This window comes from Aequorivita flava (assembly GCF_038742595.1).
Taxonomy (GTDB): Bacteria; Bacteroidota; Bacteroidia; order Flavobacteriales; family Flavobacteriaceae; genus Aequorivita; species Aequorivita marisscotiae.
In genome coordinates this window covers 159147-180648 of the sequence record NZ_JBANCF010000005.1, presented here as the reverse complement: position 1 = coordinate 180648, position 21502 = coordinate 159147, and the positions used below count along the sequence as shown (strand labels likewise).

21 protein-coding genes are annotated in these 21502 nt (G+C 37.8%); 13 read left to right on the top strand and 8 right to left on the bottom strand.

Going from position 1 to position 21502, the window contains the following annotated elements; all coding sequences use genetic code 11:
- The first annotated feature begins 65 nt into the window (after positions 1–65).
- From VZD24_RS08705 to VZD24_RS08685, 5 genes are all read left to right on the top strand, one after another.
- Positions 66–2720 carry a YCF48-related protein gene (locus VZD24_RS08705; RefSeq protein WP_342687433.1) on the top strand — a complete coding sequence of 885 codons (2655 nt, stop codon included), beginning with the start codon at positions 66–68 and terminating at the stop codon, positions 2718–2720.
- A gap of 307 nt (positions 2721–3027) precedes the next feature.
- Positions 3028–3942 carry a hypothetical protein gene (locus VZD24_RS08700; protein ID WP_342687432.1) on the top strand — a complete coding sequence of 305 codons (915 nt, stop codon included), beginning with the start codon at positions 3028–3030 and terminating at the stop codon, positions 3940–3942.
- Between the two features lie 63 nt (positions 3943–4005).
- Positions 4006–4542 (top strand): helix-turn-helix domain-containing protein, encoded by a 537-nt coding sequence (locus tag VZD24_RS08695; protein ID WP_342687431.1) that lies wholly within the window; start codon positions 4006–4008, stop codon positions 4540–4542.
- A 32-nt stretch (positions 4543–4574) separates the two neighbouring features.
- The gene (locus tag VZD24_RS08690; RefSeq protein WP_342687430.1) at positions 4575–5666 is read left to right on the top strand and encodes a tetratricopeptide repeat protein; all 1092 of its coding nucleotides are present in this window, start codon (positions 4575–4577) and stop codon (positions 5664–5666) included.
- Positions 5667–5850: 184 nt separating this feature from the next.
- Positions 5851–7149: a T9SS type A sorting domain-containing protein gene (locus tag VZD24_RS08685; protein ID WP_279447195.1), complete on the top strand. Its 1299-nt coding sequence runs from the start codon at positions 5851–5853 to the stop codon at positions 7147–7149.
- Positions 7150–7244: 95 nt separating this feature from the next.
- On the opposite strand, the gene VZD24_RS08680 is transcribed toward VZD24_RS08685, so the two are convergent.
- The 3 genes from VZD24_RS08680 to VZD24_RS08670 are packed head-to-tail and all read right to left on the bottom strand — an operon-like array spanning position 7245 to position 9769.
- Positions 7245–8648, bottom strand: a complete 1404-nt coding sequence (locus VZD24_RS08680) for a DUF4097 family beta strand repeat-containing protein (RefSeq protein ID WP_279447194.1) — start codon at positions 8646–8648, stop codon at positions 7245–7247.
- Positions 8620–9240 carry a hypothetical protein gene (locus VZD24_RS08675; protein ID WP_342687429.1) on the bottom strand — a complete coding sequence of 207 codons (621 nt, stop codon included), beginning with the start codon at positions 9238–9240 and terminating at the stop codon, positions 8620–8622. Before VZD24_RS08675 ends, VZD24_RS08680 begins: the two co-directional genes overlap by 29 nt.
- A complete protein-coding gene (locus VZD24_RS08670; RefSeq protein WP_342687428.1) occupies positions 9224–9769 on the bottom strand; it encodes an RNA polymerase sigma factor in 546 nt (181 codons plus the stop codon). Before VZD24_RS08670 ends, VZD24_RS08675 begins: the two co-directional genes overlap by 17 nt.
- 147 nt (positions 9770–9916) lie before the next feature.
- Between VZD24_RS08670 and VZD24_RS08665 the strand changes: the two genes are divergently transcribed.
- Positions 9917–10453: a DUF2383 domain-containing protein gene (locus VZD24_RS08665; protein ID WP_279447191.1), complete on the top strand. Its 537-nt coding sequence runs from the start codon at positions 9917–9919 to the stop codon at positions 10451–10453.
- Positions 10454–10499: 46 nt separating this feature from the next.
- Here the strand turns inward: VZD24_RS08665 and VZD24_RS08660 are convergent, their stop codons facing one another.
- Positions 10500–10928: an organic hydroperoxide resistance protein gene (locus VZD24_RS08660; RefSeq protein WP_342687427.1), complete on the bottom strand. Its 429-nt coding sequence runs from the start codon at positions 10926–10928 to the stop codon at positions 10500–10502.
- A 94-nt stretch (positions 10929–11022) separates the two neighbouring features.
- Here VZD24_RS08660 and meaB point away from each other — a divergent pair, with 94 nt between their 5' ends.
- Positions 11023–12108, top strand: coding sequence for a methylmalonyl Co-A mutase-associated GTPase MeaB (meaB, locus tag VZD24_RS08655; RefSeq protein WP_342687426.1), 1086 nt, complete (start codon positions 11023–11025; stop codon positions 12106–12108).
- On the opposite strand, the gene VZD24_RS08650 is transcribed toward meaB, so the two are convergent.
- Entirely contained in the window at positions 12105–13046 is a 942-nt protein-coding gene (locus VZD24_RS08650) for an NAD-dependent epimerase/dehydratase family protein (RefSeq protein ID WP_342687425.1), read from the bottom strand. The two genes, meaB and VZD24_RS08650, sit on opposite strands and share 4 nt — an antisense overlap.
- 139 nt (positions 13047–13185) lie before the next feature.
- On the opposite strand from VZD24_RS08650, the gene VZD24_RS08645 reads away from it, so the two are divergent.
- The 3 genes from VZD24_RS08645 to VZD24_RS08635 are packed head-to-tail and all read left to right on the top strand — an operon-like array spanning position 13186 to position 16140.
- Positions 13186–13896, top strand: coding sequence for a glycosyltransferase family 2 protein (locus VZD24_RS08645; RefSeq protein ID WP_342687424.1), 711 nt, complete (start codon positions 13186–13188; stop codon positions 13894–13896).
- A complete protein-coding gene (locus VZD24_RS08640; protein WP_279447186.1) occupies positions 13893–14525 on the top strand; it encodes a lipid-A-disaccharide synthase N-terminal domain-containing protein in 633 nt (210 codons plus the stop codon). Before VZD24_RS08645 ends, VZD24_RS08640 begins: the two co-directional genes overlap by 4 nt.
- Complete coding sequence (locus VZD24_RS08635; protein WP_342687423.1) at positions 14515–16140, top strand: ArnT family glycosyltransferase; 1626 nt, start codon at positions 14515–14517, stop codon at positions 16138–16140. Before VZD24_RS08640 ends, VZD24_RS08635 begins: the two co-directional genes overlap by 11 nt.
- 61 nt (positions 16141–16201) lie before the next feature.
- Here the strand turns inward: VZD24_RS08635 and VZD24_RS08630 are convergent, their stop codons facing one another.
- The 3 genes from VZD24_RS08630 to VZD24_RS08620 all read right to left on the bottom strand — a co-directional run bounded on the left by VZD24_RS08630 (position 16202) and on the right by VZD24_RS08620 (position 18471).
- Complete coding sequence (locus tag VZD24_RS08630; protein WP_279447184.1) at positions 16202–16789, bottom strand: phosphatase PAP2 family protein; 588 nt, start codon at positions 16787–16789, stop codon at positions 16202–16204.
- 9 nt (positions 16790–16798) lie between these two features.
- Complete coding sequence (locus VZD24_RS08625) at positions 16799–17029, bottom strand: DUF8828 family protein (RefSeq protein WP_279447183.1); 231 nt, start codon at positions 17027–17029, stop codon at positions 16799–16801.
- Positions 17030–17091: 62 nt separating this feature from the next.
- Positions 17092–18471, bottom strand: a complete 1380-nt coding sequence (locus tag VZD24_RS08620) for an MATE family efflux transporter (protein ID WP_342687422.1) — start codon at positions 18469–18471, stop codon at positions 17092–17094.
- Positions 18472–18570: 99 nt separating this feature from the next.
- On the opposite strand from VZD24_RS08620, the gene VZD24_RS08615 reads away from it, so the two are divergent.
- From VZD24_RS08615 to VZD24_RS08605, 3 genes are all read left to right on the top strand, one after another.
- Positions 18571–20409: an ABC transporter ATP-binding protein gene (locus VZD24_RS08615; protein ID WP_342687421.1), complete on the top strand. Its 1839-nt coding sequence runs from the start codon at positions 18571–18573 to the stop codon at positions 20407–20409.
- A 218-nt stretch (positions 20410–20627) separates the two neighbouring features.
- Positions 20628–20921, top strand: a complete 294-nt coding sequence (locus VZD24_RS08610) for a hypothetical protein (RefSeq protein ID WP_342687420.1) — start codon at positions 20628–20630, stop codon at positions 20919–20921.
- A 90-nt stretch (positions 20922–21011) separates the two neighbouring features.
- A complete protein-coding gene (locus tag VZD24_RS08605; protein WP_279447179.1) occupies positions 21012–21467 on the top strand; it encodes a DUF1801 domain-containing protein in 456 nt (151 codons plus the stop codon).
- Positions 21468–21502: the final 35 nt, after the last annotated feature.

The window sequence follows — 21502 nt, the reverse complement described above, 5'->3', positions numbered from 1 at the left end:
GTAATACACCCTCTACTTTAGCTTTCAGTTAAAGGACTTCAATTTAATCAACAAAAACTTTTAAAATGAAAAAAACACTATTACTATTTCTAACTGTCTTTGCTATTAGTTCAGGTAGCATTTTTGCCCAATTTGTGGTAAAGCCAACTTTTTTCGAAACACAAGGCGTTTCTAATGAAGGTGTAATTTCTGGGTATGAAGCCCAAGCCGGACCGTATTCACTTTGGAATCCGGATACTAATACGTTCGAAATAATTGGCGGTGCCGCACCCGGTCAAGGTGTAGGCGGCGCAGTTAGATTTTCTGGCGATGGTAACCTGTTGTCGGGTACTTCGTATACAGAAATTACAACCCCAACAGAATGGGAAAAGTTAAATACGGGTTATAATTATATTTTTACCGGTATTGAATTTCCAGATAATCAAAACTCACTTGGATTTGCCGCAGGACAATCTGTTACCTACAACGGCGATGGCATAGTTTTACGAACCTACGATGCCGGCGATAGCTGGGAACAAATTTGGACCGGAACCGATCAAGGTATTGAAGGTATCAGTTTTCCAGATTCTTATACAGGTTATGTTGTAGGGTGGAGCGCTTACGCCGGTAAAACCTCCGATGCTGGAAATACTTGGACACCGATGACACCAGGTACAGATATTTGGTTTTATACCGATGTGGTTTTTAAGGATACACAGAACGGAATTATTGGAGCTTTCCCCAATAGTGCGCCTGGCACTATATACTATACGTCTGATGGTGGTAACACCTGGACCGCTGCTACTGGAGTAGCCGCAATTCCAGACCAACTTACATATGTTGGGGGAGACACGTATTTTATGGCTTCAAACGGGGGGACAATTCAAAAATCTACAGATAACGGGGCAACTTGGACCACGGTTCATTCTGGTTCGCAAATTTTAGCTGGTATTGAATTCTATGATATGAATACAGGATTCGCCGTAGGTGACGATATAGTACTAAAAACTATCGATGGAGGCGCCACTTGGCAAACTATAACGGTTGCAAACAGCCCTGGTCCAATCTGGCGCGATGTAGCGTGGCTAGATGCAGACCATGTTACTTTAATAGGAACACCGGAAATGATTTTTAGCTCAGAAGATGGTGGAGAAACTTTTCCAGTAAACAATATGGGCACTTCTACATACAACGAGGCTCTTTACGAAGTAGTTTACACGCCAAATGGCCGCGGATTTGTTTTCGGTTCGCAGGGGGTTATGTTTAGAAAAGAAGTCGAAACCAATACATTCTCAATTCAATCAATGTACAATGTAGCCGATGCCGAATGGACTATTTTGGGGAGTTTCGGCGTTTCGTCTGACATCGGACTAAGTTCGGGGTATAACATTTCTGAAGATGGTAGTACAGTAGTTGGTAGCGCCTATGTTACTCCTACTCCCGGAGAGCCTGGCTTGGCGGTTCACGCAACAGCTTGGACAGAAGTAGATGGTTTAGTAGATTTAGGAAGCTTGTATCAAAATATAAACCGAAGCACAAGAGCCAATGCCGTAAGTGGTGATGGAAGTGTAATTGTGGGATGGCAAGATTTTAACGGGCCTTGGAAATCGGCAGTATGGCGTAAAGACGCTAACGGAAATTGGTTGCCAAACGAATATCTATTGGTAGACCCCAATGGCGACCCAAATGACGAATTTAACCAATTAGGTGAGTGCAGTGCCATTTCTGCAGATGGTAATTGGATAGGCGGCGACGGTGATTATGCTAACAATAACGAACCATGGATTTGGAGTGAAGCTACTGGATATATATCATTGGGAACGCTATCTCCAGGTAGTGCAGGCAGCGTAACTGGAATAAATCACGACGGTTCTGTTGTAATAGGTTTCTTTCAAGTAGGACCTTTTGACCCAAATATTCCCTTTATTTGGACTCCAAGTGGTGGAATACAAGAATTCAACACTTTTATAACCGAAACTTTAGGATATACAATGACTGCGAGCCCTATTTATGTACCAAATGCTATTTCTTCAAATGGAGAATATATTACCGGCTGGGGATACGACGCTACAATTGGTCCTTGGGGAGAATTGTTTACATATAGAGTACAAATGCCTACCGTCCCTACGAACGACGATTGTGTTGAAGCAATTGCGCTAGCGTGTGGCGACTTGGTTACTAATTCAACAATATTTGGAACTGATTCTGGCGGGAACGCTTCTCCAGATGTGTTTTACTCGTACACAGGAAACGGTACCGCAGAAACCATTACTCTTAATGCCTGTGGCCCCGACACAACTTTTCCTACTACTGTTCGCGTTTACAGCGATTGTAATTTAACTACGCAAATAGCTTTTAATGACAGTTCATGTGTTAACCAACCAGAACTAGAATTTGAATCTGACGGTACGTCAACCTACATTATAATGATAGAAGGTTATGACGATACCAAGGCTGGAAATTTCCAATTACAGTTAACTTGTGAAGCTCTTGGTGTAAGCGACAACCAACTTACGGGCGTGGCTTTATACCCAAATCCAGTTACAGATATTTTACAAATTTCTGGTAATAAAGAAATTAAATCAGTTGAGGTTTACAGCGTGAATGGTCAGCGTTTAATGTTTAAAAACTTAAATGCAATGCAGGGCGAAATTAATTTAAACTCCTTGGCTACAGGAATATATTTCGCGAAAGTAATAACCAACAATGCTATTGGCACGTATAAAATTGTAAAAAATTAAAAATTAGTTAATAGTAATTTTTATTCATAGTTAGATTTTTTTTTTGAGAAAACCGTCCTCATTTATTTGGGGGCGGTTTTTTTATTGAGTAATTGAAAACTAAACTGCCACCATTTTATCAATAAAACCACTTTATAGCACTAAATAAATAAAAGTATTGATTATCAGTAATTTGTGGTAATTAAAAATAAAATCATATTTTATAAAATTTCATTCTTAATTTAATACCGTAGTAGCTATTTTTACTGCAAAATATCCTGCAGTCATGCGCTTGCTTTGTTTAGTACTGATTTTGTTTAACTTTCAATTGTCTATCTCGCAAGAGGACAATATAAATCAGTTATTAGCGCAAGCCGAAAATACAATTTACGCTAACCCGCAGGAAGCTATTCGCATTGTTGAATATATAAACACTAAAACAGATAATCCTGCACAACGCCTTCACGCATCGTATCTTTTAACAACGAGTTACTATATACAAGGCACGCTGGATAAGGCGTTGGAGGTTGGTTTAAAAGCACTCCATGACAACACTCAGGAGTTATCTATAAACAATGTAAAACTATATGCGTTACTAATAAAAATATTGAAGGAGTTAGAGTTAAATAAGCTCGCTACAAGATACACAACTGCTGCAATTAAGGCATCCAATTCGCTGTCAGATAGCGCCATACAAGAGTGGTTGCAGGGAAAGATTTTACAATACAACACCGTATCAGATTCTGCCGAAGCAACACAAAAAACTTTTCAAAGACTTTATAAATCAAAGGCCTACCTCACTAAATTTACTGGGCCTTTCCAGACATCACAAATTGGAAATATTAATTTAGACATTGCAGCCCTACAGCTTCGCGAATTTCAGTTAGATTCTGTTTCGTACTATCTTGAAGAGGCATACACTGAAAGCAAAAAATACAATCCCGAAAATTATCTGGAAATGAAGAGTTTGCAACTTTTTGGCAATTATCTCTTTCTTCAAAAACAGCATACCGCCGCAATCGATTCTTTGCAAGTTGCACTGCGCATTGCCGAAAAATTCACACATCTTCAGGAGCAAATTTCTATATCAGAAGCAATCGCAGATAATTATTTAGCTCTAAACGATTTAGAAAACTTTAAAAATCAAAATGCCAAAACACAATTGCTAAACAGCGCACAGACCGATGTGGAAAATGACGCAGTTAATATAGCTTTTAATTTCAGCAGCAACAATGAGGCATAAAAGTTGGCAACAGCCCAAAAGTCTTTACGTTGGAATGTTTTATTTTTTAGTGCTCTTTTAATTATGGTGTTAGTATTGTGGGGCTATTTGGCTTTTCGTTATCGAATAAAAGCAAAGCAATACGAAAACTATATTGAGTATTTTGAAAAAAAGCAAAAACCAGCAGCCATTACTCCACCAAAGGAAGAAGTTGTAAAACACTCTACAGTTCCGAAAGAAACCGAAGAAAAGATTTTAGAAAAGTTAAACACCTTTGAAAATTCTATCGAATTCACAAAGCAAGATATGTCGCTTTCATTATTGGCACTTCAATTTGAAACAAATACAAAATATCTTTCGGAGGTTGTAAATTTCCATAAACAAAAGAATTTCAACGCTTATATAAACGAACTGCGCATAAATTATATAATTGAAAAACTAAAAAAAGACCCGGCCTATTTACAATACAAAATAAGTTATTTGGCTCAGGATAGCGGGTTTACATCGCATAGTTTATTCGCTACGGTATTTAAATCGGTAACAGGCATTCCACCCACAGCTTTTATTACTATTTTAAAAGATAAAAAAGAACGAATTGGCACAAAGCAATCCAAAAATTGACAACTAATTGTTTATATAAAAGGTATTTATGGATGGCAGCAATTATATTGTTGCCGCTAACTGTGTTGTCACAATCCAAAACAGATAGCATTCTTTCGGTAGCTACGCAGCAGATTTACGAAAATCCCGATACCTCAATTAAACTGGCAACCGAGATACTCACCAAAACTAATCTTTCGGCAGATGCCAAGGTACGGGTGTATTTAATTATATCTACAGCCTATTCATCTAAAAGAGATTATGAAAAATCTTTGGAATACACCCTTAAAGCCCTAGAATTATTACCCAAATTAACCGACGCTTATTTAAAGATTAAACTTTTAAATAGAATTGGCGGGCAATATCAAGAGCTAAAAATATACGACAAAGCCATTACGTATTTAGACCAAGCCAAATTGTTAATTGAGCAATTGCCTCAAAATGAAGTAACCATTAGAAGCTTGGGTTACAATAATTTAGTGCGTGGTTTTGTATATCGCGAACAGATGAGTTGCGATATTGCACTTAATTATTTCGAAAAAGCCATAGAAGATTATAAGAATATTCTGGATCATCCCGCGGTAAAAGCCAATATTAGTACTTCTTATTACAATAGAGGCAATTGTTTAATTACTTTAGGAAGACTCAAGGAAGCAGAAAACAGCTTTTTGCAAGGGGTAAAATATGCCAAAACAATAGACGCTAAAAGCTTGGTAGCCTTTGCCCAAAAAGGACTTGCCGAAGTTTACACATCACAAGGCGAATATCAAAAAGCTATAGCGCTTATTGAAGAAGCGCTACAAAATTCGCAGGATGTTGGCGACAAAGTTTTAAATCGAGCCTTGTATAATGCCTTAGCGACAAATTATTTGGCCACAGGCAATTTAAAAGGTTATGCGGTATTTAAAAGTAAAAATTTAGAAATCCACAAAGAACTTACAAAAGCAGAAAGGCAAACGATAGATACATCTATCAACGATTTAATTATCACGAATTCTAAAAAACTTGCATCCGTTAAAAAAACCACGAGAATCCTTCAAATATTATGTATTTCTTTCATTTTACTCGGTATTATTTTATTAATTCGTTCGGTAATTTATTCGGAAAAGAGTCTAAAATCACTTAAGAAAAAATTGGAATTTTAATTTTTTACTGCTGATAACCTAACGAAATACCCCTAAACCACCCCACGTTAACCGCCTAATTTTTAGCATTTTAACAATTAAACGGTATTAGAATTCTGAATTCTGAAAGGGCGTTACTTTTAAAATTGCTGGATTCGCTTTACTTTGCGGCATCAAATTTTACTAATTCTATTTATAAACGAAAATGAAGAAAATTACTTTTTTAACGAAAAGCACAATTTTAGCGTGTTTTTTAATGGCGGCATTCGCAGCACAAGCGCAAATTGAACTTAAAGTACAAACCGAAATGTCTACCCGTTTTAACGACGTAAACGACAATGGCTTCGGAGTTACAGTTTTTGATTATTACGACTTTGAGACGAATACTTTTACACCAATCGAGTCTGACGCATTTATGGTACAGGCAAATAATAACGATGGTAATGTTGCCGGATATATGTTTTTTGATGAACCAGAATTCATTCTACAAGCAGCCTACAGATTTAATGGTGTTTGGAACCCAATAGGTTTTACTGCAGAGCAAGATCCATACGATTATGATGAAAACACACCATACGGAATATCTCCAAACAGCCAATATGTAACAGGCCAATCTAACATTGGAAATGACTACGGCGGATTTTTGTACAATACACAAACCGAAGAGCTTATAATTTCTTTAGATCCCCAAGGAGAAGCAAGTGCCGCGTACGCCGTTAATGATAATGGTATCATGGTAGGATGGGTAGATAGACCGGATAGTGGAGGAACCCTTCGCGTACCAGCGTATAGAACCTTAGATGGGGAATATCACTTAATTCCTGAAGGTCAATTGCCAACACTTACCGGTATTAATACCATTAACGATATTAATAGCTCGGATGTAATGGTGGGCGATTTTGATTTAAGACCATTTATTTATGATCGTGCGAGCAATACATTTACAAGTTTTGATAATCCAGCTGGTGCAGACTCCGCTGCTTTTGCAAGTATTTCAGAAAATGGTGTAGCCGTGGGTTTTGCAGATGTAGACTTTCAAACAAGAGATGCAATTATTTATCACCCTTCATTGGGCGACCAACCACTTTATTTAAAAGATGTATTGGCAGATAATGGCATTACCGTAAATACGGCAGACGGACTTTTAGGTACCGCAATCGCCGTTTCCCCGAACGGAAAATATGTTACTGGTTGGTTAAATGGTCCTCCTCCATTTGCTGAAGGTTGGATGGTGTATCTTGACGATCTTATCTTGGGTACAAACCACGTATCACAAAATTCAGTTTCGTTTTATCCAAACCCTGTTGAAAATATACTTCATTTAAATTCAAAAGAGGCAATTGATTCGGTAGCAGTTTATACAATTACAGGTCAATTAGTGTCTAATGTTACTTTTAATGATAACCTTACGGATATCAATCTTTCAAATCTTACAAGTGGTGTATATCTTGTAAAAGTTGCGAGCAATGGTAGTGTTGAAAACTTTAAGGTGATAAAACAATAGTAAAAACCTCCCTAATTCTATATAATAAGCCCGCATCCCTATTTGGAGCGGGCTTTTTTTATAAGTTAAATGTTCGCTTCAATTCATATTTACTTTTATTGAAGCGAAACATTACTATAATTAGAATTTATAGTAATGGTTTTAGTAGTCGCGCTATTTTGATTAAACCCTTTCACTAAAACACGGCCTGCATTTTTAGATTCTTTTAATTGAAGTCTTTTTGGGTATTTGAGCGTAGATTTATTCCCTGTAAAATAAAATGAAAACGCACCCGTAGGCACTTTTACCCGTGCGTCTGTATTTTCCAAACGTATATCTAATGTTTCAAAACCATCGGCAACCTTATCAATACGTAAATTGCCAAAGGAGCCCGATAGAAAAGCTTGGTTAGTAATTGTTCCTATTCGCACATCGCTGGAATTGGCTTGGAGACTAATATTTTGCAAATTTTCTATATTGCATTTGTCAACAAATTTTATATTCAAAACACCTTGTTTCCACAGGTTAACAGTAACCGGTGCATATGCAGCATTAATTGATGTACGGTCACCATCAATACTGTTTGCGGTAAAGGGCGTATAATTTAAATTGGCATTTACATTGCTGGCGTCGGCCATTTTTAAAATGCCATGACGAATGTTTATTTCTGTTTTGGTGTTTTTCGGCAACCTTATAATTATCGTTCTATTAGTCTTGTTACTGCTGCTTCCTTTTATAACAATAGCTGTACCGCTCGGCGATTTGGTTACGGTTTTTGAATAATCTCCACCATTCTTTTCTATATTCCTTTCCAATTCACTGGCCCAAGCCTCCATTTTTTGTCCGTATTCTTCGCCCCAAGCTTCCATGCGCTGCCCAAAATTTTCGCCCCAAGCTTCCATCTTTTTCCCATAGGCTTCCCCAATACTATCGGCTCTTTTTTCGTCCCACATGGCTTCAAAGCTTTTACCCCACTCTTCCATTCGCTTTTCAAAATCTTTCCCGAATTTTTTATCCATTTGGGCTTCAAATTTCTTCATATACCCCTCTTCATCTTTTTTAAAAGCTTCATAATCAAATTGTATATTACCAATATTTTCAAGTAATTCCTCTGGTAACGGAGGTACTTTTACGTTTTGGATCATCGGTAAAACCATGTCTTCCATCAAAGGCCCAATAAAATCCATAGAAGGCATATCGGCCATTGCAAAACTTTGGTTGGCGACGTTTGAATTAATAGTTATTCTTTTACTATTTCCCAATACGTCTAACTTCCAGTTTTTCATTTGTTGCTCCCTTTCACTTTTAGAAAGGTTATCGTCTTCAATAAAAGCTTCAACTTCCACTTTATTTTTGTTCCAAGTTTCAAAAATAACGTTGGTAAAAGAGGTGTTTACAGAAACTTCAACATTATCGATTACATTGAAGCTTTCAACATATTTTTGTTGCGAATAGCCCAAGGTACAAACCAGCAGCAAAGCGATGAGGATGTTAGGATTGTATAGCTTTAAATTCTTCATTATTTTGAGTTTTAAGTTCTTTTAATTTGTTTTTTAGTTTGAACAGCAAATCCAAACGCAGCTTTAAATTATCGATTAGGGCAGTTACAGTAGCTTCGGTGGGGCCCAAGGTGCTCAATTCGGCATTGAGCAAATTGTATTCTTTATCCAGTTCGGCGAGCCGTTGCATATAACCATCTACCACATCTCTGTTTTCCTCGGTTATTTTTAGAGAGGCCAGTTGCACGTTAATACCGGCCATGTAATACTCCTCTACTTTTTTAAGATCTGGTGAAATATCTGCCAATGTAAGTTTTGGAGCCATCTCATCCTCTGGCTTTTGAGAGGAATTTTCAACAACCTGACTATTTGGATTTTCAGAAATTACCGACGAGATATTAGACAGTTGTTGGTATCCAAAAAAGCTTACGGCAATAAACACAACAACTATCGCGGCAATTTTTAAATAAAGTATTATACCAGTATCTGCTTTAGATGATTTTTCTGAAAATACTTTATGTAGTTTCGCCTCAAAACGCGCTTCGTGCCCCTTCGGAAGCTTGCCGGGCTCCGGCGTGTAATTTTCGAGTAATTTTTTAATATCCTGTGCCATAACGCAAGTGTTTTAATTTTTCTTTTAGTTTTGATTTTCCGCGGTGCAAATAGGTTCGCGAAGCATTTTCAGAAATCTGCAGTATTTCTGAAATTTCTTGATGATCGTAGCCTTCCAATAAAAATAGCTTAACCGTAAGTTTGTAATTTTCCGGCAAAGATTCAATGGCAGCCAGCACCTCTGAAATTGTGGCTTCATCGGCAATTGTCCAATCCGAATCTTCGTGAACCATTGTAAAAACTTCTTCGTTTAAAGATTGTAATTTCATCTTATTGCGTTTAATGCTGTCAAGGCAGGTATTTATTACAATGCGCTTTAACCAAGCGCCAAAGGTTACGTCGCCAGTAAATTGGCTCAATTTTTGAAATGCTTTAATAAATGCATCTTGCATGGCATCTTCCGCAGCCGCAGTGTCTTTTAAATATCTGTTGGCAATAATAAACATGCCGTTACAGTATTTACCATATAGCGCCATTTGCGCTTTGCGATCGCAGTTTTTACATTGTTCAATTAATAGTAAATCTGACAAACTCGACGGTTTTTTGGTTGCTGTTATTTAAAAGACGACAAAAATTGTGGGATGTTGCAAAATTGAATTAATTTTTTATGAAATATTTGAGATTTACCGTTTTAAATTGATCATTATTTACATTAACTTTGGTGAAATTGAACAACTATGAAAAAGAATTACGCAGATTTTAATAAACTCAATCGCTTGTTAGTAGCGTGTTTTGAAGCAGAAAAACTTTATTACAACGCCGCGCAGGACGTACAAACTACAGATTTAAAACGTTTTTTAAATTACATGGCTGTTGAGCGAAACCGGATGAGTCACGATATTTCTAACGAACTTCACTCGCGAGATATTGAACCGCTAAAACAAGATTCAGAAAAAGGAAACATCGATCGTACTTGGCAAGAAATTAAAGAGGCTCTAGAACACATTAATCCGGAAGCAATTTTAAATTCGTGTATAAGTCGCGATAAAAATAATTTAAAAAGGTACGACGAACTGTTAGAGCGTAAAGAGCTGCCAGAGATTATACTCGAGTTATTGGAAAAACAAAAGTATCAGTTAGAATGGTATATTAAACAAGCCGCACAACAACTAAAAAACAGTCCGTTTATTGAACCTAAATCTCAAGAGAAAAAAAAAGAAGAACCACCCAAAGTAAACGAGGGTGGGAAGGTAATTAATTTAAAAGCTATGTAAATAAAAAAGCCCCGGATTCGGGGCTTTTTTATTGATAATCAATTAACTATTCATCCAACAATAAATTTAAGGTAACAGTAATATTATCGCGCGTAGCACGAGAATACGGGCATACTTGGTGTGCTTTATTCACTAGGTCTTCACCGGTTTTAACATCTACTCCCGGCAAATAGCAATCTAAGGTTGCTTTTAACTGTAGGTTATCCTCTTTGGTCATTCCTATTTCAACAGTTGCGGTTACGCTTACATCACCATCGAGCTTTACATTTTCCTTATCGGCTACCAATTGTAGTGCTCCACCAAAACATGCTGCATAAGCACTGCCAAATAATTGCTCAGGATTTGTTCCCTTGCCGCCTTCACCCCCTAAACCCTTAGGAGTAGATAGCTCTAAATCTATTTTTTTATCGTCTGTGGTTACGTGACCCTTTCTTCCGCCTACGGCTGTAGATGAAGCCTCATATAGCTTTTTCATTTTTATAAGAATTTTAAAATTATTAATTTTCAATATACTATCTAAAACTCGTCTTTAAAAAAACAAATTCATAAATTTGTCCTAAATTCACACTGTGGCAGAAACACCTAAAAATATTAGCGCCCTAAACGAAAAGAAAGGCGTTCCGCAGCCCAAAACATTAAATAAAAAGGTAGCAGAACGGCATTCTATTTTAAAAAAGAAAAGCCCAAGTGTATCGCAATTGGTTTCCGAAATCTTAAATCAAAACCAAACCGCCCTTAGCCAAGCCATAACCCTTATTGAAAGTACCGCGCAAAAACACCAAAACCAAGCAAAAGAAATAATTGAACAGTGTTTGCCCCATGCCAATAAGTCTATCCGTATTGGCATTACCGGCGTTCCGGGTGTGGGCAAAAGCACATTTATTGAAAGTTTTGGCAGCCAATTGGTTTCTGAAGGTAAAAAAGTAGCAGTATTAACCGTAGATCCCAGTAGTAGCATTAGTAAAGGGAGTATTTTGGGCGATAAAACCCGAATGGAAAAACTGGTTAAAGAGCCGCACGCTTTTATTCGTCCCTCGGCCAGTGGCGATACTTTGGGTGGTGTGGCCCGTAAAACCCGTGAAACTATTATTTTGTGCGAAGCTGCTGGTTTTGACGTAATATTAATTGAAACCGTGGGGGTGGGCCAAAGCGAAACCGCTGTGCACTCAATGACCGATTTCTTTTTATTGTTAAAACTTGCCGGAGCCGGCGACGAACTGCAAGGCATTAAACGCGGGATTATGGAAATGGCAGATTCCATTGTAATTAACAAAGCAGACGGCGATAATCTGAAGGCGGCAAAAATGGCAAAAAACGAATTTAACCGCGCCCTGCATCTCTATCCCGCAAAAGAAAGCGGCTGGGCACCGAAAACACTTTTGTGCAGCGCTTTAAACAACGAAGGCATTTCCGAAATTTGGCAACTCGTTTCAGATTATTTTGAAACCGTAAAAAACAACGGCTATTTTCAGCATAAAAGAAAAGAACAAAACAAATTCTGGCTCATGCAAACAATTGAAAGCAGATTAAAGAGTGAATTTTACGCGAATCCCTCTGTAAAATTAGAGCTCGAAAAACAGCTGAAAGCAATAGATGAAAATAAGACGACACCTTTTGAAGCTGCAGAAATTCTTCTAAATTTAAAAAAATCTTAAAGCAAATTATCTTTAAACCAGGCTGTCTGCGCCTCCAAACCTTCTTTTAAGGTAGTCTGCGGATTGTAATTTAATAATTTCCGAGCTTTATCAATATTTGCTTTGGTTCGCGATTGGTCGCCAGCACGTGGCGGTTTTTGTTCAGTATCTATTTTTTTCTGAAGAATATCTTCCATAATCGCAATGCCATGCGCCGTAGTAGTTTCGGTCTCGGTTCCTAAATTAAAAATTTCGCCATCGCAAATCGTTTCCTTTCCAATTACACTTACAATTCCGTCCACAATATCCTGTACATAAGTAAAACTGCGCAAGTGTTTTTCGCTACCTTCAAAAAGCGGAAATTTTTTACCATTCAATCCGCAATCAATTAAGCGTGTGTATAACTTGTCTGGCCGTTCCCGCGGTCCATAAACCGAAAACAACCGTAACGAAGTTCCCCTTGACTTTCCTTCTCTGCTCTTTGCTAAAACTAATTGCTCTGCCGCCAGTTTAGTTACACCGTACCACGAAGCTGGTTTTGGCGCCACAGTTTCGGGAAAAGTAGCTTCCAACCCATAAATGGAAGACGTAGCAATGTTCACAAAAAAGGGTGGCTTCGGGAGCTTTTCAGCAAACTCGAGCAAACGTTGGGTTGCCAAAATATTATTGCTGAAATAATCCTCAAAAGTTGAAGTGTTTGAAATGCCGGGATGAGCTGCAAAATGCATGATATAACTTATGTCCTTCGGCAATACTTCGGCTAAATTAGCAGTTCGCAAATCCAATGATTGTACGGTGATGTCTTTGGCCAATAACGACTTTTCATTTAATTTTTTAAGCGAAATATCGTAATACGATGAAAAATTATCTATGCCAATAACCTCGTGGCCCAGCTCCTGTAACCTTTCTGAAGTATGCGAACCAATAAAACCGGCAGCTCCCGTAACAAGTATTTTCATTTTATATTTTTTTGAAACAAGACTCCTTGCCATTGGCTAACATTTGTTTCAATTTACTTGCAAAATAACATCTTTTTTAGCGTTCTGCTGTATTCTACAAAAAAGAAATACTTTTGCAGAAAGCTTTTCAAAATCTACAATGTTCGAATTTACCATTATTGTACCCGTTTACAACGAAGAAGAAAACCTGCAACGGGTTGAAAAAGAATTACTGGCATACACTAAGATTGCTTTAAAAAAAACCGCAATTCTTTTTGTAAATGATGGTTCTAAAGATAATAGTCAAACCCTAATTGAAGAAATTTGTAGCCGGAACGAAGCATTTCAATATATTTCATTTAAAGAAAATCGCGGATTAAGTGCTGCCATAAAAGCTGGGTTTGACCATGTTGAAAGCCCTTTGCTTGGCTACATTGACAGCGATTTGCAAACCGCTCCGGAAGATTTTAATTTATTGCTTCAACATATTGGTGAATATGATTTAGTAACGGGCGTACGCGCAGATAGAAAAGATAAGTTTGTAAAAAATATGTCGTCTACGATTGCAAATGGTATTCGCCGCGCTTTTACGCACGATGGCATGGACGATACGGGTTGCCCATTAAAAGTAATAAAAACAGATTATGCCAAATGCATTCCAATGTTTAAAGGGCTTCACCGTTTTTTACCGGCTATGATTTTATTGCAAAACGGCAAAATAATTCAAATCCCCGTTCAACATTTTCCGCGTATGGCGGGCACGGCAAAATTTGGCCTTTGGAACCGTTTAATTGGCCCTTTGATGGACTGTTTCGCGTATCTTTGGATGAAGAAAAAATACATCAATTACGAGATTAAAAGCAAAGGATGAGCAATTGGATCGTGTACAGCATTGGTTTTTTAGCGCAAATTCTTTTTAGTGCGCGGCTCATTTTGCAATGGATTCTTTCTGAAAAAAGCAAACGCATTATTACTCCAGCCTTATTTTGGAAATTGAGTTTAATCGCCTCGTTTTTACTTTTTGTGTATGGCCATTTACGTGACGATTTTGCCATCATGCTCGGGCAAGCCTTAACGTATTACATTTACATCCGTAATTTACAGTTACAGGGCGAATGGCAGAAATCGCCAAAACTTTTGCAGATCTTTCTTTTTATTTTTCCAATATTCGTAGTGCTTTACGCTTACAATAATGGTGAGTACGATATTGAAAAGCTTTTTAATAACGATAATATTCCGCTGTGGCTTTTGCTGCTGGGCGTAATTTCACAAATACTATTTACGCTTCGCTTTGTGTATCAATGGATGGTTTCTGAAAGAACCAAAAACTCGCAATTGCCCGTAGGCTTTTGGCGCATGAGCGTTTTGGGTGCATCCTTAATTTTAACCTACGCAATTTTTAGAAAGGACCCTGTGCTGTTTGTAGGACATATTGCCGGATTGATAATTTATGTTCGAAATATTTTTATTTGGAAAAAACAGTTGCGCTATGAAAGTTGAGAAAAACTATTTATTACTATTGGTAATAACCTGTGCCGCTATTTTTTTTGTGAACTTAAACTCGCTTCCCGTAAATATTATGGAAGCGCGAAATTTTATCACGGCCCGCGAAATGCTAACCGATGGCAACTGGCTACTTACAACTATAAATGGCGAACCACGTTATCAAAAACCACCACTGCCCACCTGGCTCACGGCTTTTTCCGCGGCGATTTTCGGAATAAAATCAATTTGGGCTTTAAGGCTTCCAGCGGCAATTATGACGCTAATTTTAGTATTATGCTCCTATAAATTCTCGCAAAAACTAACTTCTGAAAAATTATACGCTTTTATCAGTTCGTTAATAATGGCAACTTCCTTTTACATTGTGGCCTCGGCGCGCGACGGACAATGGGACATATATACGCACAGTTTTATGTTTTTGTGTATTTATTTACTCTATTTATTTTTTACAAAAGAAACCCACAAATACCAAAAAGCACTATTGGCGGGATTTTTCTTTGGCTGTTCGTTTTTAAGCAAGGGTCCCGTTTCGTTTTATGCTTTGCTCCTGCCCTTTTTAATTGCCTTCGGAATTGTTTACAAATACAAAAACTTTAAAACACGCTGGTTGCCGCTCTTGGCTTTTTTGGTTGTTGCAACAATAGTTTCGGGTTGGTGGCATTGGTACACGCTTAACTTTGATCCGGCGGCAGTAGCAATCACCAAAAAAGAAACAACCAACTGGATAAGCTACGAAATAAAACCGTTTTATTATTATTGGAGCTTTTTTACCCAAAGCGGAGTTTGGACCATTCCGGCGTTTATCGGGTTGTTGTACCCCTATTTAAAGAACCGTGTTTTTAATAAAAAGGCGTATTTGTTCACCTTTCTCTGGACCGTGCTTTCGGTAATTTTACTTTCACTAATTCCGGAAAAAAAATCGCGTTATTTGCTGCCTGTTTTAATTCCAATGGCACTGAATACAGGATTTTATATTGAATATCTTTTCCGAAGATTTAGAGAATTAAAAGATAAACGCGAAACAATTCCTGTATATTTTAATTTTGGCTTAATTGGCTTTATAGGAATTGTCTTCCCCATTGGAGGTTATATTTTTCTGAAAGATGGCCTCGCAGGAAACTGGCTTTGGTTTGCGCTGCTTTCGTTTGCACTATTTACAGTTGCTGTTTTTATTTTTCGAAATCTTTTCCGCAAAAAAATTACAACCGTTTTTTATTTAACCATTGCTTTTATTGCAGCGGTAATTTGGTTCGGTCTTCCGTTAAGCAAGGCTATAACTATAAATCCCGATTACAAACCATTTTCTGAATTGCACGATTTTGAAGAAAGGGAAAATCTAAAAATTTACGAATTCTCAGGGATGACACCCGAACTTATTTGGGATTACGGCAAAAAGATGGAAATGCTTAATAAAGATGGCGAATTTAGTACCCCTGCCGAAAATCGTTTTGGCGTTTTGGTTTCTGAAGAAAGTTTAAAACATTTTGAAGAAGTGTATCCTAACTTCAAAAGAGAACACATTACCCGTTACGATATGAATCCGAAGGGACCGGACAGCAAAACGCACAAAACAAGGCTATACCGCGAATTGTTTATCGTTACTAAAAAATAATCGCAATGTCACCCTGAGCGCAATCGAAGGGTTACTTCTACTTTAAATTTTTGGTTGAAAATTAGATCTCCACTGCGTTCGACCTGACATTAAATTTCCGCTGCCCCCATTTCTGCAAAAGATAAAACAACCAGCCTATCAATCCGCCAAAGGCCATTCCGCTAATAACGTCAAGCGGATAATGCACACCTAAATAAATGCGGCTATATCCAGTTGCTACCGCCCAAACCAATAAAATAAAAGGCAAATATTTATACCACTTTTGAAGGCTCAATCCAAGAAATACAGCCGCCGCCATAGAACTTGCAGCGTGGGCAGAAAAATAGCCAAATCTACCACAGCCATCGGCAACGTAGCGCATTAAAGGTTGCAGCTCTTCAACCTTGCACGGTCGCGGGCGTTTAATTCCGTATTTAAAAAGGTTGGCAATCTGGTCTGTTGCAGTAATCATTAAGGCAACACAAACCACAACTACCAAAGTACCTTTTAACCCATAATGTTTATAGATTAAATACAGCAGAATTGCGTATAAGGGGATAGAGGACCATTTTTCGGTTACAAACCTCCAAAATCCGTCCCAAGAAGTATTGCCCAGATTATTTAAAAACAGGAAAAATTCGGTATCGTAATTTAAAAGTTGTTCGAGCATGAATAGGTATTATTCTTCGTCATAGCGTGCAATTTCACGATCGTAAAAATCGTTTGCACCCTGAATTAAATTTTCAGCTTCGGCCTCCAATTCCTTTTGGTCTTCCTTATCAAAATCCTCCAACCATTCAACTTCATCGTTTTCAAGATTAATGATATACCGCGGAAACTCTGTGTGTATAACAAATATAGCTGTGGGATAATCGCTGTTGTCGCCTAGAAGATATTTTGGGAAATCCATTATTTAAAAATTTTTAGTTAATAGGAAATTGAACTTTAAAAATTGGCTATCGCGAATAAAATTTATGCATCGCCCAGTCTAATTAATTTTTTTGAAAGATAATTAAATCTGATGAATAACATAATGCCACTAGCCGTTAGTCCTGCAAATAGGCCAATCCAAATACCCATACTTTCCAAGGAAGTATGCATACTTAAATAGTACGAAATCGGAAAACCAATTATCCAATACGCAATAAAGGTAAGTACAGTTGGTATTTTTACGTCCTGCATCCCTCTAAGCGCTCCCAGTGCCACGACTTGCAAGGCATCAGTAAATTGAAAAATAGCTGCAATAATCAATAATTGTGAGGCTAGAATTACTACTTCGTTGTTATCGGCAAATTGCGCAAGATTGTCATAATCCAAAAATATTTTTGGCAACGAGCCATTAAAAAGTATAAAGCCGATAACAAAAACTAAGGATAAAAGCGCAGTGAGCAAAAAGATAGAAATTGCAACACGACGTAATTCCCTAAAATTCTTTAATCCCTTCTGATTTCCAACTCGAATCATTGCTGCTACACTAAACCCCATTGCCACCATAAAAGTCATGGACGCCAAGTTTAAAGCAATTTGGTTTGCCGCTTGTGCATTCTTTCCAAGAATTCCAGAAAGCCAAACTGCCGATGTGAAAATACCTACTTCAAAAAACATCTGCATAGCTGAAGGAAAACCAAGACTTAATAGTTTTTTCAACATTTTTTTACTCAGCGTGAAGATTTTAATTTCGGTAACAAAAAATCGCGATCTACTTTCTCTACTCAGCAAATACCATAAATACGCCACCATAACAACTCGCGAAACCAAGGTGCCAATGGCAGCCCCAACCACCCCCATTTCGGGTGCTCCAAATTTTCCGAAAATAAACATGTAGTTTAACAATACATTTACCAAATTGGCGGCAATCGTAGCGTACATTGGAAAGCGAGTCATAGACATGCCATCGCTAAATTGCTTAAATCCTTGAAAAATTATCAACGGCACTAAGGAGGCCGCTACCAGTGTTAAGTAAGGCATTGCCAGATCTACCACTTCTGGCGGTTGGCTCATAACATACATTAATGGTTTTGCAAACATTACGGTTGCAAAAAGTACCAAGCCCAAAACAATACACAAAAATAAGCCGTGCTTAAATGAAGATTTTCCTTTTTCGCGATTGCCTTCGCCATCGGCCTCGGCTACCAATGGGGTTATTGCCGTAGAAAAACCTACCCCAAGGCTCATTGCCACAAACATAAAACTATTACCCAGCGAAACTGCCGCAAGCTCGGCACTACCAAGTTGGCCTACCATAATATTATCTACCAAAGCCACCACTTGGTGCCCCAACATTCCCAAAATTACAGGCGTGGCGAGCTTGGTGTTGTATTTAAATTCTTTGGTATAATCTGAAAGTGCCAATTCTTAAAAAATTTTGCGCAAAGATAGTTGTTGTGTTTTTTAGAATAGCTTTGTAATTCAAAAATTCTGAATTTTGATTTCAGAATTTAGATTAAAAAAATGGCAAGACGAATTTTAAAATCCATCACCGAAGAAGAAGAGAAAACCAGTCTCAAGGATTCCTTTAAAGCTTTAAAAACAATTCCTCGTTTTTTCAGGGAAATTTATCGCAGTAGTCCGAAGTTATTTTTCGCAAATACAATTAGTAGATTGCTAAATGCCTTCACTCCCGTAGTAATTCTCTGGGTGGGAAAAATGATTATTGATGAAATAATTCTGCAAGTTTCCCTCGAAGACAAAGATTTCACCTTGCTGTGGAATTTAGTCATCATTGAATTCTGCGTCGCGGTGCTTTCAGATTTATTGGGAAGACTAATAAACCTTACAGACGGCCTGTTGGGCGATCTATACTCCAATATGTCTTCCGAAAAAATTATTCGTAAAACTTCCGAGCTTACCATTGCCCAATTGGAAGATCCCGAGTTTTACGATAAGCTGGAACGCGCCCGCACCCAAACCAATAGTCGCGTGGGTTTAATGACCAATGCACTGGGGCAAGCCGAAAGCTTAATTTCTATGGTTTCACTTATTGCAGGACTAATTTATTTTGAACCAATTTTAATATTGATACTTATCCTAAGCATCATTCCTTCTTTTATAAATGAAGCGAAATTCAGCAGCACGCGCTATTCTTTAGCGCGCAGTTGGACCGCAGAACGCCGCGAACTGGATTACCTTCGTTTTATAGGTGCCAACAACCAAACCGCTAAGGAGATAAAGCTTTTTGGCCTCACCGATTTTATAGCAGAACGTTTTAAAAATTTGTCGAACGACTATTACCTCATCAATAAAAAGCTCTCGCTCAAACAAAGTTTGTACGGTTCATTATTTAATGTTTTGGGCGTTCTAAGCTATTACGGCGCCTATGTGTATATAATTATGCGGGTTTTGGCAGGAGCTATCAGTATTGGAGAACTAACCTTTCTTTCCGGCTCCTTTAACAGACTGCGCAACAATTTGCAGGGCTTCTTTTCTCGATTTACTCGAATTTCAGAAAGTGCGCTGTACCTGCAGGATTACTTCGATTTTATAGATTTAAAAATTGAGCAAACTTCCGAAAAACGAACTCCAATGCCCGAAAGCATACAAGAAGGTTTTCAAATTAACAACCTACATTTTGCCTATCCGGGAAGTAATACCGAAGTTCTAAAAGGCGTAACTTTTAAAATGAAAGCAGGTGAAAAAATGGCTTTTGTTGGTCAAAATGGCGCCGGAAAAACTACGCTAATTAAGCTCTTTCTTCGCTTTTATGAACCCACAAAGGGCGAAATTCTCTTAGATGGCACCAACATTAATAAGTTTGATGTTGACGAATACCGAAAGCGGTTTGGAGTAATTTTTCAAGACTTTTTTAAATATGAATTTACCCTGCGCGAAAACATAGCTGTAGGCAATATTGCACAAGTACAAAACGACGAAATTATAAATTACGCCGCCAGTAAAAGTCTCGCCGAACAAGTAGTTAACGAAATGACCGATGGTCTGGAGCAGCGTTTAGGCAGACGTTTTTATAAAGGTACCGAACTAAGTGGCGGACAATGGCAAAAAGTAGCGTTAGCACGTGCTTATATGAAAGATGCCGATGTGATGGTACTGGATGAACCCACCAGTGCACTGGACGCGCAAGCAGAGTATGATGTTTTTGAACGGTTTATCGCCCTCACAAAAGGTAAAACCAGCATTATTATCAGCCACCGATTTAGTACCGTACGGATGGCAGATCGTATATTGGTTTTGCAAAACGGCCAAGTTCTGGAGCTAGGCACCCACGACGAATTAATGGCTCATCCCAAACTATACTCAGAACTGTTTAAGTTGCAGGCGGCGGGATATCAGTAAAAAAATTAAAGTTGAAATCTCTGACCCGGTTTAAATATACGTTCAAGAAACAAAACAGTAACCTTTAGAATTTATTTCAACAATTTTAAAGATTCAGGCCTCAAATCAATTTAGTCGAAAACCTTATAATATTTTGTTATAATATTGCCTACGTCCCGTTAAACTGCTTTTAATTGCCTTCTTCATTAATTACTTTTAGGAAACTAAAAATATTAATTATGAAAAAGAAAGAAAACACTACAAATGAAAACCTGCCGTACAATCCTGAAGTTACCGACCACGATAAAGATATTTTAAACCAGAAAAATATTCACGGCGATGGCGGCGATGATCAACAACTTAAGGATAGAAAGAATAAAGTAGATTTTGAAGGAAAAGACTTGGACATCCCCGGCCGGAGTAAGGCAAAAAAACAAAACAATCCCAACGGACTTCGAGACGAAGAAAACCAATTGCATAGCCAAGGCGAGGAAAGTAAAAATAACTTGGAAAGGGATGATGCTGCGCTTTAATAATTAATACACCAGACATTCCTCTGCACAATACCAAACAAAAGCTTTAAATTTGGGTTTTTTAATGAATTTTTTAAAGCCAGTAAAATAATGCAATCAACCGCCAAGACTCCGGATCAATATATTGATGAACTACCAGAAGATCGAAAGGTAGTGATGCAAAAACTTCGAGATACAGTAAAGAAAAACCTTCCGGATGGTTTTGAAGAAACTATGCAATACGGAATGATTAGTTATGTGGTGCCGCACAGCATTTATCCCGATGGGTACCACTGCAAACCTACGGATGCCCTACCATTTATGAGCATTGCTTCACAAAAAAATCACATTGGTTTTTATCATTCCGGTATTTACACAGATCCTGAAATAATGGCTTGGTTTGTAGCAGAATATCCCAAGTATGCAAAGGGAAAACTAGACATGGGAAAAAGCTGTGTTCGTTTTAAGAACCTAAAAAATATACCATTTGAATTACTGGGAGAGCTCGCGACTAAAATTACAGTTGCACAGTGGATTGCAAAATACGAAAGTGTGCTGAAAAGGTAATAACTATTACAATTCAATGTATTTTTGCAGATTTA

Excerpts from the sequence above, each read along its gene's own strand:
- VZD24_RS08650 (WP_342687425.1), bottom strand. The coding sequence starts at position 13,046 with ATGAAAATACTTGTTACGGGAGCTGCCGGTTTTATTGGTTCGCATACT.
- VZD24_RS08640 (WP_279447186.1), top strand. The coding sequence starts at position 13,893 with ATGAGCAATTGGATCGTGTACAGCATTGGTTTTTTAGCGCAAATTCTT.
- VZD24_RS08635 (WP_342687423.1), top strand. The coding sequence starts at position 14,515 with ATGAAAGTTGAGAAAAACTATTTATTACTATTGGTAATAACCTGTGCC.
- VZD24_RS08695 (WP_342687431.1), top strand. The coding sequence starts at position 4,006 with ATGGTGTTAGTATTGTGGGGCTATTTGGCTTTTCGTTATCGAATAAAA.
- VZD24_RS08665 (WP_279447191.1), top strand. The coding sequence starts at position 9,917 with ATGAAAAAGAATTACGCAGATTTTAATAAACTCAATCGCTTGTTAGTA.
- VZD24_RS08615 (WP_342687421.1), top strand. The coding sequence starts at position 18,571 with ATGGCAAGACGAATTTTAAAATCCATCACCGAAGAAGAAGAGAAAACC.
- VZD24_RS08610 (WP_342687420.1), top strand. The coding sequence starts at position 20,628 with ATGAAAAAGAAAGAAAACACTACAAATGAAAACCTGCCGTACAATCCT.
- VZD24_RS08690 (WP_342687430.1), top strand. The coding sequence starts at position 4,575 with ATGGCAGCAATTATATTGTTGCCGCTAACTGTGTTGTCACAATCCAAA.
- VZD24_RS08660 (WP_342687427.1), bottom strand. The coding sequence starts at position 10,928 with ATGAAAAAGCTATATGAGGCTTCATCTACAGCCGTAGGCGGAAGAAAG.
- VZD24_RS08605 (WP_279447179.1), top strand. The coding sequence starts at position 21,012 with ATGCAATCAACCGCCAAGACTCCGGATCAATATATTGATGAACTACCA.
- VZD24_RS08675 (WP_342687429.1), bottom strand. The coding sequence starts at position 9,240 with ATGGCACAGGATATTAAAAAATTACTCGAAAATTACACGCCGGAGCCC.
- VZD24_RS08680 (WP_279447194.1), bottom strand. The coding sequence starts at position 8,648 with ATGAAGAATTTAAAGCTATACAATCCTAACATCCTCATCGCTTTGCTG.
- VZD24_RS08630 (WP_279447184.1), bottom strand. The coding sequence starts at position 16,789 with ATGCTCGAACAACTTTTAAATTACGATACCGAATTTTTCCTGTTTTTA.
- VZD24_RS08625 (WP_279447183.1), bottom strand. The coding sequence starts at position 17,029 with ATGGATTTCCCAAAATATCTTCTAGGCGACAACAGCGATTATCCCACA.
- VZD24_RS08645 (WP_342687424.1), top strand. The coding sequence starts at position 13,186 with ATGTTCGAATTTACCATTATTGTACCCGTTTACAACGAAGAAGAAAAC.
- VZD24_RS08685 (WP_279447195.1), top strand. The coding sequence starts at position 5,851 with ATGAAGAAAATTACTTTTTTAACGAAAAGCACAATTTTAGCGTGTTTT.
- VZD24_RS08705 (WP_342687433.1), top strand. The coding sequence starts at position 66 with ATGAAAAAAACACTATTACTATTTCTAACTGTCTTTGCTATTAGTTCA.